At 48.0% G+C, this 12,844-nt stretch carries 10 protein-coding genes; 2 read left to right on the top strand and 8 right to left on the bottom strand.

Annotated elements, in window-relative coordinates; genetic code table 11:
• Nucleotides 1-206: 206 nt before the first annotated feature.
• The 5 genes from ACI0FF_RS04610 to ACI0FF_RS04630 form a co-directional block, all read right to left on the bottom strand.
• Nucleotides 207-1,190 carry an ABC transporter ATP-binding protein gene (locus tag ACI0FF_RS04610; protein WP_419798952.1) on the bottom strand — a complete coding sequence of 328 codons (984 nt, stop codon included), beginning with the start codon at nucleotides 1,188-1,190 and terminating at the stop codon, nucleotides 207-209.
• Nucleotides 1,187-2,170 carry an ABC transporter ATP-binding protein gene (locus tag ACI0FF_RS04615; protein WP_419798953.1) on the bottom strand — a complete coding sequence of 328 codons (984 nt, stop codon included), beginning with the start codon at nucleotides 2,168-2,170 and terminating at the stop codon, nucleotides 1,187-1,189. The genes ACI0FF_RS04610 and ACI0FF_RS04615 overlap by 4 nt, the downstream gene beginning before the upstream one ends.
• Before the next feature lie 5 nt (nucleotides 2,171-2,175).
• Nucleotides 2,176-3,105, bottom strand: coding sequence for an ABC transporter permease (locus ACI0FF_RS04620; protein ID WP_419798954.1), 930 nt, complete (start codon nucleotides 3,103-3,105; stop codon nucleotides 2,176-2,178).
• Entirely contained in the window at nucleotides 3,106-4,092 is a 987-nt protein-coding gene (locus ACI0FF_RS04625; RefSeq protein WP_419798955.1) for an ABC transporter permease, read from the bottom strand.
• Nucleotides 4,093-4,226: 134 nt separating this feature from the next.
• Nucleotides 4,227-5,795 carry an ABC transporter substrate-binding protein gene (locus tag ACI0FF_RS04630; RefSeq protein ID WP_419798956.1) on the bottom strand — a complete coding sequence of 523 codons (1,569 nt, stop codon included), beginning with the start codon at nucleotides 5,793-5,795 and terminating at the stop codon, nucleotides 4,227-4,229.
• Between the two features lie 401 nt (nucleotides 5,796-6,196).
• Between ACI0FF_RS04630 and ACI0FF_RS04635 the strand changes: the two genes are divergently transcribed.
• Entirely contained in the window at nucleotides 6,197-6,517 is a 321-nt protein-coding gene (locus ACI0FF_RS04635; protein WP_419798957.1) for a BON domain-containing protein, read from the top strand.
• 12 nt (nucleotides 6,518-6,529) lie between these two features.
• On the opposite strand, the gene smc is transcribed toward ACI0FF_RS04635, so the two are convergent.
• From smc to ACI0FF_RS04650, 3 genes are all read right to left on the bottom strand, one after another.
• Nucleotides 6,530-9,991, bottom strand: a complete 3,462-nt coding sequence (gene smc, locus ACI0FF_RS04640; protein WP_419798958.1) for a chromosome segregation protein SMC — start codon at nucleotides 9,989-9,991, stop codon at nucleotides 6,530-6,532.
• 98 nt (nucleotides 9,992-10,089) lie between these two features.
• Complete coding sequence (locus ACI0FF_RS04645) at nucleotides 10,090-10,680, bottom strand: DsbA family protein (RefSeq protein WP_419798959.1); 591 nt, start codon at nucleotides 10,678-10,680, stop codon at nucleotides 10,090-10,092.
• Nucleotides 10,681-10,765: 85 nt separating this feature from the next.
• Nucleotides 10,766-11,695, bottom strand: a complete 930-nt coding sequence (locus ACI0FF_RS04650; protein WP_419798960.1) for a DUF721 domain-containing protein — start codon at nucleotides 11,693-11,695, stop codon at nucleotides 10,766-10,768.
• Nucleotides 11,696-11,764: 69 nt separating this feature from the next.
• Between ACI0FF_RS04650 and mutY the strand changes: the two genes are divergently transcribed.
• On the top strand, nucleotides 11,765-12,808 hold the full coding sequence (mutY, locus tag ACI0FF_RS04655) for an A/G-specific adenine glycosylase (RefSeq protein WP_419798961.1): 1,044 nt from the start codon (nucleotides 11,765-11,767) through the stop codon (nucleotides 12,806-12,808).
• Nucleotides 12,809-12,844: the final 36 nt, after the last annotated feature.

The following is a 12,844-nucleotide window of genomic DNA, read 5'->3' on the forward strand; positions in this document are numbered from 1 at the left end:
CTATCGTCTTTGCCTGAAATATTTTTTTCGATTCTACGCACTTATTGCGCAGAGTACAAGATTTGCGTCTAACGCCTTAAATTAGATGGAAAATTCCTTTTGGCAATGGGGCGAAGTTAAAGAGACTGTTTTTTGCATGAGACGGCATAGCTCCATAAACAAAGAAAAGCGCCTTCTGGATATGGTGAAGGCGCTTTTCTATTGTTTTAGATGCGCCCTTCTTCAAGGGCATGACAGGCAACGGCTGCACCATCATCCAGTTTGCGTAGTAACGGTATTTCACGTTTACATCGCTCGTTGGCGTAGGGACATCGGTTATGGAAGACACAGCCCGAAGGTAAATTCATTGCACTGGGGACTTCGCCGCTTAATTTGGTGTGGGTCATTTCTTCGCAAGACAATTTAGGAATGGCTGCAAGAAGGACTTGTGTATAAGGATGGCGCGGTTTGGCAAACAGGGTTTTTGTATCTGCTAATTCACACAAGGTTCCCAAATACATGACTCCGACTTTTGATCCGAAATGTTCAACGACGGACAAGTCATGTGTAATAAACAGATAGGTCAGGTTACGTTTTTCCTGCGCATCCATCATCACGTTTAGGACTTGCGCCTGAATGGAAACATCCAAGGCGGAGATCGGTTCATCTGCAACAATAAAATCGGGATCAACCATTAAGGCACGTGCAATTGAAATACGTTGGCGCTGCCCACCTGAAAATTCATGTGGATAACGTTTCCCCCAACTTGGATCGTTGCCGACGGACACCATGACCTGTTCTACTTTTTCTTTCACTTCCTTGTTGCCGAGATCGGGGAAGTGAAAACGTAGCGGCTCTTCCAGTGTTTTCTGGATGGAGCGACGCGGGTTAAGCGATGCATAGGGGTTTTGGAAAATCATCTGCATATTGCGATGATAAGGTAAACGGTCTTTGTGTTTCAGGTTATCAATGCGTTGTCCACGGTAATGAATTTCACCGGCGCTGGGATGGATTAATCCCATGATGGTGCGTGCCAGTGTGGATTTTCCACAACCAGACTCCCCAACCAGACAAAATGAATCCCCTTCGTTAATACAAACGGACACATCGTTGATGGCCTTGACTTGTGGCTTTTCTTTTTGCAGAAAATGACCACCCAGTTCAAAAATTTTATGAACTTCTTTTGCTTCTACGAGCGGTGTTTGGCTCATGTCAGACTCCCGTTCTCTCGTAATTCTTTTGCTTTGTAACAGCGCACCAGATGACCGTTTAAATCTTGCAGGTCAGGGACTTCTAGACAGCAGCGTTCTGAAACATATTCACAACGCGGATTGAATGAACACCCTTGGGGCATAGCATCCAGTGTCGGCATGGACCCCGGAATTTGATAGAGCCGTTTACCTGCACTGTTTTGTTGTGGCAGTGCATGCATCAAACCATGTGTATAGGGATGGCGTGGGTTTTGAATGACATCTTTTGTCGCCCCTTTTTCTGCAATACGGCCTGCATACATGACGATAACCTGCTGTGTAACCTGAGAGACCACCGCCAAATCATGTGTAATCAGGATGAGGCCCACGTTATGCATTTTGCAAAGATCAAGCATCAAGGACATGATCTCGGCCTGAATGGTGACATCCAGTGCCGTTGTCGGTTCATCGGCAATGATCAAGCTGGGTTCGGTCAATAAGGCAATGGCGATAACCACGCGTTGACGCATGCCGCCAGACAGTTCGTGTGGGTAGGATTCCAAACGTTCCTCAGCAGAAGGAATACGCACTTCATTGAGACGGTCAATCGCGATAAGCCGGGCTTCTTTCTTGCTTATATTGCGGTGGGCTTGCAAGGTTTCAATCATTTGTGTTCCGACGGTGAGAACCGGATTAAGGGTCATCATCGGGTCTTGAAAGATCATGGAAATGCGGTTTCCGCGAATGGAACGTAATTCCTGTTCATTCATTTTAGACAGGTCATGGCCTTCGAACAAAATTTCGCCTTGGGCAATCCGTCCGGGTTTGGACAAAAGGTTGAGAATAGCAAAGGCCGCAAGGGATTTACCTGCGCCGGACTCCCCGACAATGCCGAGGCGTTCGCCCTTATCAAGCGTGAAATTCACATCGCGCAGTGCCTTAAGGACACCACGACGCGTCGGGAATTCCACATGAAGATTTTTAACTTCAAGCAGGGACATATCGATTACCCCTTGTAGAGTTTGGGATTAAGCACATCACGCAGCCAATCGCCCAACAGGTTGATGGTCAGGATCAGTGTAATCAGGATGAGAGAGGGGATCGTCGTAATCCACCAGGAACCGGAAAAAATAAATTCAAACCCGGAACTGATTAAAGAACCCAAAGACGGTTTTGTCACCGGCATGCCCAGCCCAAGGAAGGAAAGAGCTGCTTCGGAAATAATCGCATTGGCCACCTGAACGGTCGAAATGACCAACAAGGGAGACAACGTATTGGGCAAGATATGACGGATCATGATGGTGGGGGAACTTAGGCCAATGACGCGGGCGGCATCAACATATTCCTTGTTCTTTTCTGCCAGAACAGAAGCGCGGATCGTTCGCGCATATTGTGGCCATTCCGCAATGCCAATGACCATGACCAACATGAAAATGGCCATTTCCTCGTATAGTTCCGCCCCGAAAGTGGCTTGAAAAACAGCCAGCACCACAATGGCAATCATCATGGTCGAAAGGGAAAGCTGAATATCGGCCATCCGCATGAAAAAGGCATCCACGCGCCCGCCGACGTATCCGGAAATCAAACCAATGGCAATCCCCAGTCCCATTTGGACGGCAACCGCAAACAGGCCGATGGCGATAGAAATGCGCAAACCATATAAAATGGCGGATAGCATGTCGCGCCCTTGTGCATCCGTTCCCAAAAGGAAACGTTCATCGGCTTCAACATCTTCCGTACCGGCCCAGGCTGGCGGGATTTCTGAATCCATAATGTCAATCTGACTGGGATCATGCGGGTCGAAGGGGGATAAGACAGGGGCCAACAGAGCCGCCGCAAAAAACAGGAACATGATGCTAAAGCTGATCATGGCCACACGGTCTGTTTTAAACTGATAGAAGAAGTCTGAATCGAGGAATGTTTTAAGACGGCTCATTTAACCTCTTCCTACAAGTCGGACCATGGGGTTGACGAATGTATAAAGCAGGTCAACGATGGTGTTGGTTGCGACAAAGATCAAACCGACAACAATGATGTAGGCAATGATCAAGGGCGTATCGACGCGGTTGACAGCTTCGATAAACATGAAGCCCAATCCCGGCCATTGAAAGACGGTTTCTGTTAAGATGGTATAGGCCAGCATAATCCCGATTTGCACCCCCCCAACGGTAATGACGGGGAGAAGTGTGTTCTTAAAGGCATGGAGGAACCAGACCCGGCGTGGGGCCAGACCTTTGGCCCATGCAAATTTGATGTAATCCTGTTCCAACACTTCCATCATTTCAGAACGGATGAGGCGAATGAACAGGGGAAGCATGATAGAGGAGAGAGCAAAGCTTGGTAATATCAGATGTTCAAGTCCATCAAGGCTCAGGAAGCCTGTCTTCCAGCCGGGGAAAATTTCCACCAGTTCTTCGCCGCGCCCAAAGGAAGGGAGCCAGCCAAGCGTCACGGAAAAGAGATAAATACAGAAAATGGCGGTCAAAAAGACCGGAACGGAAATTCCGACAATGCTGATGGCCATGACAAATTTTGACAGAAGGCTTTTAGGTCTGATCGCGCAATAACACCCCATCGGGATGGAGACCCCTAAAATAATAAGAGTTGCGCCGATAACCAAATCCAATGTGGCAGGGAATTTATCAAGAATAACATCCAAAGCCGGTTTTTTATAAAAATAGGAATCGCCGAGATCCCCTTGCACCGCTTTGGTAATAAAACGACCGTATTGAACCAGAAACGGGTCATTCAGGCCCATTTCGTCACGTAGTAGTTCACGCTCTGCTTCCGAGACGGAGACGCCGACCATTTCGCGCAAAGGATCACCAAGATTGTCCTGAATGGAAAACCCGATAATCGAAATGACGAACATCACGACGATAGCCTGGAAAAAGCGTTTTATGAAAAAGGCAACATAAGCCATTTCACGCCCCAAGTTTATTTTGAGATATTGTCCTGAAATGCAGGATATCAATGCGGAAAAACCCTGCAAAATGCAGGGAGATTTTCCTAAAAAAAAGGGTCGCCCGGTGGGGCAACCCTTTTCTTTATACGGTTTTAGTCAACAACGAGGTCGCCCAGATAAGGGAAGTTCATCACGTTGACGATGTCTTCGATATGAACGCCTTTACGTGCAGCCCAAGCAAGGTTTTGCCAGTGCAGCGGCACAAATGCGCCATCTTCGTAAGCGATTTTTTCGACTTCCTGCAGCATTTCAGCACGTTTTTGCATATCAACGATTTCGTTGGACTGGTTGATCAACTCGTCCAGTTTGGCGTTGGAATAGTTGCCGGAGTTATACTGACCTTTGCCTGTGTCTTTATTCGGCGTCATCAGCAGAAATTCTGAATAGTTGGCAGAATCTTCTGTATCCGGGTGCCAGCCGATCATCATCATGTCAGCGGCGCGTTCGTCGAATTTAGGCCAGTATTGTGCTTTCGGCATGGTTGTCAGGTCAACTTTGATGTTGATTTTAGACAGCATGGAAGCCACAGCTTCGGCAATTTTGGCATCGTTTACGTAACGGTTGTTCGGCGCCATCATGGTGATGGTGAAGCCTTTTTCATAACCAGCTTCTTTCATCAGGGCTTTGGCCTTCTTCAGATCGTAGCGCGGTTTCAGGCTTTCAACATGGCCCAGCTGGCCTTTTGCAGATTGTTGACCGGCAACGGTTGCGAAACCCTTCATGATTTTTTTGACAATACCGTCATTATTGACAGCATGAATGATCGCCTGACGTACGCGTTTGTCTTTAAACGCTTCTACACGTTCCTGGTTCATTTGGAAGGTAATGATACGTGTGCCACCCATGGTGACCAGATTTGTATCTTTATTTTCTTTAATACGTTTTAAGTCAGTCGGGGGAACAGGTGCGATGAAATCAACATCACCAGAAAGCAAAGAAGCGACACGGGTCGGGGCTTCTTTAATCGGCGTCAGGATGATTTGGGACACATTGCCTTTGGTTTCTTTGTCCCAATAATCGGCGAAACGTTTAAATTCAACACGCACGCCTTGTTCGCGGCTTGCAACAACAAATGGGCCGGTACCGGATTCATGGGTAGAGGCATAAGCATCGCCGTGTTTTTTGACCATGCCTTTCGGGTTGCCGTTGTCGTCTGTCCCGCTGTAAAATTTGGAATCCATCGGGAAAAGATAAGTCCCCATTGTCAGGACTAGCGGGTAAGGTTTGTCGGTCATCAGATCAATAGTGTAGTCATCAATGATCTTGCTGCCGGAGAAAGGTGCGAACAGACCTTTAAAATCCGGGCTTTCTTTGAGGCGGTCCAATGTCCATGCGACATCATGGGCAGTAAAATCATTGCCGGAATGGAACTTAACGCCTTTGCGCAAATGAAAACGCATGGTGGTGTCGTCGATTTGTTCCCACTTGGTGGCAAGGCGACCTTCATAGGACAGATCCTGTTTGAAACGGACCAGTGGATCAAAGACCATATGCGACATTTGCAAGGTTCCGCCGGACAGTTGTTCGTGCGGGTCCAGTGAAACAGGGTCGGCATCATAGGCCATTTTTAATGTTTTTGCATGGGATGGGGCGGAAATGCCCATTCCAATGACAGCAGCCAGTGCAATACCAGCAACCATTCCAATTTTACGGAATTTCATATTTTATTTGCTCCCTAACCTGCCCATTTTTTTAATGAGCGATAATTTTTACATTTGTGTAAAAGCAGTCGGTATTCTGCCAAAGCTTTTGTATTGTGACAAAACAATTAGACGGCACACATAATACTTAGGAATTTTCCGATAATTTCAATAGAAACTTTCTTTTTTTCTGACCGGTTGGTTATATTGTTGCTTTTGCATTGCAATGCACAAAAACGAATCGGGAAAATAGTAATCTGGTATATATGTTGATTATACATAAAGTAAGAAGAATTGCGGGAACGTAGCGTTACTCTAGAACACCAGAAAGATGCAACTCAAGGTTTATTTGTTTGGATTGTGTTTGACCTTTATATCATTTCGGCCCATTCTGTTTTTTCGGGGTTAATAGGAGAAAGTCTGTGATTAAATGCCTTGGGTATCTATTTGGTATATGGATGGTATTGCTTGCCAATAGTGATATTGCAGATGCTATGGAACCGGCTGACCAACGAATTTATCAACAGATCACGCGTGAAATAGATAAAACGTTTCAAAATAGTCAGGCAGACCTTCAGGTTGCTGTCAAAGATGCGATTGTAACGATAAACGGCTACGTTGATACAGGGGCGCAAAAATACGTTCTGGAAATGATCGTTCGCAGAAATTCTGATGTACGTAATTTCAACAATCAGATCCGTATTCGCGGTGTGAAAGAAAAAACAGACTATACGTGGGACTAACGCGTATTTTTTTTAGGATTCGACCAGTTCTTCTGCTTTTTGTAAATCGACCGAAACCAATTGTGAGACACCACGTTCCGTCATCGTAACACCGAATAAACGGTGCATACGCGCCATTGTCATACGATGATGGGTGATGATGAGAAAACGGGTTTGTCCGCTTTTGGACATTTCTTCCAACATGGTGCAGAAACGATCAACGTTGGCATCATCCAGCGGAGCATCGACCTCGTCCAGTACACAAATCGGGGCGGGGTTGGTCAAAAACACCCCGAACAGTAAAGCCAATGCCGTCAATGCCTGTTCTCCACCGGACAGCAGGGATAGAATTTGCATGCGTTTGCCGGGCGGGGAGGCTAAAATTTCAAGTCCGGCCTGAAGGGGGTCGTCATCTTCAATCAGTTCAAGATGCGCCTGACCACCGCCAAATAATCGGATGAAGAGTTCCTGAAAATGACGGTTTACTTCGTTAAAAGAGGTCAGAAGGCGATCTCGCCCTTCACGGTTCAGTTCGGCAATACCTTGACGCAGCTTGTCGATTGCCTTGAGAAGATCATCGCGTTCGCTGGCCATGGTGGTGACTTGTTCGTTTAGTTCGTTCAGTTCTGTTTCTGCACGCAGGTTTACCGGCCCCATCGTATCGCGTTCACGATGTAATCGATCCACGCGTTTTTCTGCTGCGTCCAGATCAGGCAGCTCGGACCCTTCTTCGATTTCGGCAATTTTTTCCAGTTCTTCGGCCTTGCAATCCAGACGGTCACGAATACGTTCGGCCAAGGCCATACACAGTTGTTTGCCCTGTGCGACATGACTTTCAAAACGCACGCGTTCTTCACGACATTTGGCCAATTCGGCTTCTGCCATACGGGCATGTCCGTCCACTTCACGCAAATGGGTTTCAGCTTCGACCAGTTTGTCGGCGCAGAGTTTTCTTTTTTCGTTTGAACGCTCAATACCGTCCAAAAGCGCGTGACGTTTTTCTTCAATCTCTTGTGGGCGCTCGCCAAGGATTTCCAGTTCTTCCATTAATCCTTCGCGGCGCATTTGTAGTTCCTCCATATGATGGAGGGCGCGCTCGGATCGTTTTTTCCATGTTTCGATCTCTTCGCCAATTTCACTGAGGCGACGGGCCCTGTTTTGTGCATCTTGATTTATGCGTTCATAAGCACTTTGATGATCGAGTAATAAATTGCGTTTATCGGCCAATTCTTCGCGCAATAGGGCAAGCTGTTCGCGTCCTTCGTTATCGGCGGGAAGTTCGCCTAAGGCGTCTTGTGCTTCGATCAGGCTGGCTTCAATATCCTCGCCTTCTTCGCGGTTGCGTTCCAGGGTTTCAATTAGGTTTTCCAGTTTGGCTTCGAAACTGGATCGTTTGTTATTCAGGCTTGAAAACTCGTTTTGGGCTTCGTTCAACCGGCTGTTGGTTTGGCGCAATTGTTCACGGAAGACCTTTTCTTGCTCGCTACAGTTGGCTTCAGCTTCTTTGGCGATCTCAAGACGTGCCTGCGCTTCATCGTTTTTCCCCCGTGCTTCTTCCCATGCGATGCGAATTTCCGCCAATCGGTTTTTCTGTTTTAACCGTTGCGCGGCGGCACTGGGGGCACCGGGTAAGGTGACAAATCCATCCCAACGCCACATGCCACCGACTTTGGAGACAAGGCGTTGACCTTGCTGCAGTTCAGATTGCAGGCGGGCGGCGTCATTGGGGCTTTCAACAATGCCGATTTGAATAAATCGACGTTGCAATGCATTTGGACCTTGCGCCACATCAGACAGAGGGGTGACATTTTCAGGTAAGGAAAGGGCCGCATTTAAAGGGGGCAAAATTTGCCAGTGCAAGCTTGCATCCGGGTCACAAGGTGCGGATAAATCGTCGCCAAGCGCGGAGCCCAAGGCAGCTTCAAATCCCGGTTGCACACTGATGTCATCCAGAACGGGTTTACCGGCGTCGCGTTCTTTGGGATCCAGCAATTCGACAAGTGCATCTTCTTCAGCTTCGAGTTTGGCGAGCACGCCTTGACATGTTCGTAAAGCTTCCAAGGTTTCTTGAACATGTTGTTGTGCCATGCTGCGTTTTTCTTCCGCCTGTTCTATGGCTTCTTCCTGTTCGAGACGGCGCTCGCTGAGTTCTTCTACTTTCGCTTCGGCATGGGCGAGATCGTCGGGTGAAATCCGGGTGGCTTCCAATTCTGTCTTTTGGCGTAGGATATCATCCTGACGCGCTTTGTTTTTTTGAAGTTGTGTTTCGATTTCACCAAGGCGGCGTTGCAAGCCTGTGCGTTTTGCCTCGGCTTGGGCAACATCCTGTGTCAGTTGGTTCAGGCGTTCCTCGCGCAGGGCGACTTCTTCTTTGATGACTTCCAGCCGTTCCAAGGCTTCTTCGCGCAGCATATCATCATCTTCACCTTGCAGATAGATCGTTTCGCGCTCGTTTTCCAAACGTCGATGGGCGGCTTCGGCATCTTTGGAAAAATCGGCTTCGCGTTCCAGATCCTGTGCGCTTTGTTGAATGCGGCGTGTCAGTTCAGTCTTTGCTTCTTCAAGGCGTTTTTCTTCACCGTCTAATTGCTCACGCGCAATGGATAAACGGTGTAATTCAGCTGCCGCTGCGGCTTCAGCTTCACGCAAGGCAGGAAGATGGAGCGAGGCTTCTGCCTGCACTTTGGAGGCTTGAGCAGCTCGTGAACTAAGTTCATTAACGCGTTTTTCAGCTTCTTTATACGCATTGCGTGCCTTGTCCAATTCGTCCAGTGCATTGCCCCAACGCATATAAAATAAAAGCGCTTCGGCCTTTCGGATACGATCGGAAATGGTGCGGTAACGGCTGGCTTGGCGCGCTTGTTTTTCAAGGTTTTTTTGCTGGGTCTCCAGCGTGATCAAGACATCGTCAAGGCGTGATAAATTATTTTCGGCTCCGCGCAGTCGAAGTTCGGCTTCATGGCGGCGTGAATGCAGGCCGGTAATCCCGGCGGCTTCTTCTAAAATAGTGCGCCGTGCTTGGGGTTTTGCACTAATGATAGCGCCGATTTTACCTTGTGAAACCATTGCGGTGGAGCGTGCCCCGGTAGCGGCATCGGCAAACAGCAATTGGACATCACGAGCACGGACATCTTGTCCATTTACCTTATAAAGGGATCCTTTTTGGCGTTCGATGCGGCGTGTGACTTGCAGTTCCACGTTGTCGTTAAACAGGGCTGGCGCGGTTCTATCGGAATTGTCCAATAAAATACCGACTTCGGCAACGTTACGGGCCGGGCGTTTATCGCTGCCGGCAAATATAACATCATCCATCTCGCCGCCGCGCATTTGTTTTGCACTGGTTTCTCCCATGACCCAGCGCAGGGCTTCGACCAGATTGGATTTGCCACAGCCGTTCGGCCCGACGACACCGGTCAACCCGGTGTTGATCAGGAGTTCGGAATGATCGACAAAAGATTTAAACCCGGTTAAACGGAGTTTCTTGAACTGGATCAAAGTGTGGAATTACCCGTAAAAGCCCATTACAAAAAAGAAAGACGCACCGGATATTAGTGGTGCGTCTTTCCAAAGGCAATTTTAAACTGAACGGAAGATTAGTCCAGCTTACTTTCGATAATCTCTTTAAAGCGGTCATATTTGCCGCTGCCGACTACTTTTTCGCCATTAATCAAAAAGCTGGGGGTAGAGTTGAACCCATGTGTATCCATGGCTTCTTTGCGAACAGCAATGATCTTATCCAGCAGTTTCTCATCGGCAAGGCACGAATCGATTTTTTCCTGGGAAAGGCCAGCCAGTTTTGCCAGTTTAAACAGGGCTTCGATCGGGTTTTTGGATGATACCCAGTTGGCTTGTTGTTGCATCAAAAGGCTGTTGAAGCCATCAAAACGGCTGGGTTCAACGCAACGTGACAACATTGCCGCTGTCGCACCGATCTGTTCGAACGGAAAATCTCGAAAAATGACTTTCACTTTTCCCGTATCGACAAAATCTTTTTTGATTTGCGGTAAAATATCATTGTGGAAGTCAGCACAGTGCGGACAGGTATAGGATGCATATTCAATAAGGGTTACCGGTGCGTCAGCATTGCCGACGACATGTTCTTTATATTCAGTTTCTGCATTGGCATTAAAACCTGCGAACAGAACAACCGCAGCAACGGCAATAAAACGGGCAATTTTTTTCACGAGGGAGACTCCGCACATAAACAATTTATCTAGCTTATGGAGAAGCTAGAGCCCGATTGTGGCAAAAAAAGGATGATTTTGTAACTCAACGATTTCTGGCTTCGATGACTTTGCCTAATTCTTCAAAGGCTTGGCGCATTTCGGGGTCTTTGATAGAATGAATTAATTCCGCCATGTGTGGAGAAAGCTGGGCGACAGGGTGCACCCGCTGGGCAAGAACCTTGCGACTGATCTGACTGCCGGTGGTTTCATTTTCATCAAACGGGCGCTTGGAAATACGAACTTCATTGACGGCGCGAAATCCAAAATGACCGTTGATGCGAAAAATAATTTGCGCGCTATGATGCTGCACAATGGTGTTAAAACCGGCACGAACTTTTAAAAATAAAGTGGCGTTTGCGCGTTCTTTCGGCGGGAAGGTGATCCGTTCTGGGCGGGTGTTTTGGGCAAGTGCCTGCCCGACTATTTTATCCCAACTACGCAAAATATCAGCACCGACGAGCCCCATTTGATTTAACCCCGGTTCAATTACGCCAAAAGTCAGGTCGTCAACCTCTTTCATATAACCGTTTCGAACCGGGCGAATACGGGTTTTGGAGGCATCTTTGTAATCATCGGGAAGGAGGTGCGGATTGGCGCGGGCAAAGGCTCTTTCCGCATCCGATCTCGCCAGTTCACGGCCCATATCGTCTTTGGCATTCAGCATTTCTTCGCGGTACGGTGTGCCGGGTTTGCCGTTTAACCAGTCTTCAAATATTTTTTGAAATTGTTTGAGGGACCGTTTGCGTTTGGCATCCTGTTTTTTGTAAACATCATCTGCTTTATAGGCCTCTTCTGCCTTTTTTAACAACTGAACGGCCTGATTTTCACTGCCAGGTTTGGCGAGTGTCCGTTCCAATTGTTGTGCCGTTTTTTCGCCTTTATCCGCGTTGAGCCAAGCGATGAAACGCTTGGGCAGGCTGCGATTGCGCCGTCGTTCTTCACGAATAAGAAAGTCGTCCAGCAGGGGATACATGAAAGGTCCTTGTCTTTTGATGGAACAGAGAATACTCCTATCCTTCAGAAATTCACAGTAGGATATTGCATGACAGACAGAGCAACGCAATTGCTGGATTGGTATGATCGCGAACGCCGTGATTTACCGTGGCGGATGGAACCCGGTCAAAACGCCGATCCTTATAAAGTTTGGATGAGCGAAATTATGCTTCAGCAAACGACAGTGGCAAGTGTGAAATCCTACTACAAGGCCTTTTTGGAAAAATGGCCCACCGTGCAGGATTTGGCAGGGGCGGAACTGGACGAGGTGCTCCATCTATGGCAAGGGCTTGGATATTATGCGCGTGCGCGTAATCTGCATAAATGCGCCGGTGTAGTGACGCGACAGTACAATGGGCGTTTCCCAGAAGATGAAAAACGATTGCTGGATTTACCCGGTATCGGCCCCTATACGGCTGCCGCTATTGCGTCCATCGCGTTTGGGAATAAGGCAACCCCGGTGGACGGGAATGTGGAACGCGTGGTTTCACGCCTGTTCAAAGTTGAAGAAAAATTACCAAAAGCAAAAAAGAAACTCGCAGAATTGGCCCAAACCCTGACGCCAGAGACACGCGCAGGCGATTTTGCCCAAGCAATGATGGATTTGGGCGCAACCATTTGCACGCCGAAAAAGGCGGCCTGTGGTCTCTGTCCGTGGATGAAAGCATGCGAAGCGCGATTGAATGCCGACCCCACTGACTATCCAAGGAAAGAAGCAAAAAAGCCCAAACCGACGCGCTTTGGATATGTCTTTTGGCTAACGCGCAAGGATGGGGCTGTTTTAATCCGACGTCGCCCGGAAAAAGGGTTGTTGGGAGGCATGATGGAATTTCCGTCAAGTGATTGGCAAGAAAAGACACTGAGCCGACAAGACGCACAACGTAAAGCCCCTGCACCCGCCCTTTGGTCGGAACTGGAGGGAACAGTGCGCCATACTTTTACGCACTTTCATCTTGAATTGAAGGTATTGAAGGGGCGCATAAGCGGCAATCCACCGACAACAGGGGTATGGGTTTTGCCCGAAAACTTGCAGGATTATGCGTTGCCGACATTAATGAAAAAAGTATTGAAAAAGGTATCACTCGACTTGTAAGCTATTGAAAGTTGTTATTTATGGGCTATTATTCAA

Source organism: Terasakiella sp. 4MB5A, from assembly GCF_050058155.1.
Classification (GTDB): Bacteria; Pseudomonadota; Alphaproteobacteria; order Rhodospirillales; family Terasakiellaceae; genus Terasakiella; species Terasakiella halodenitrificans.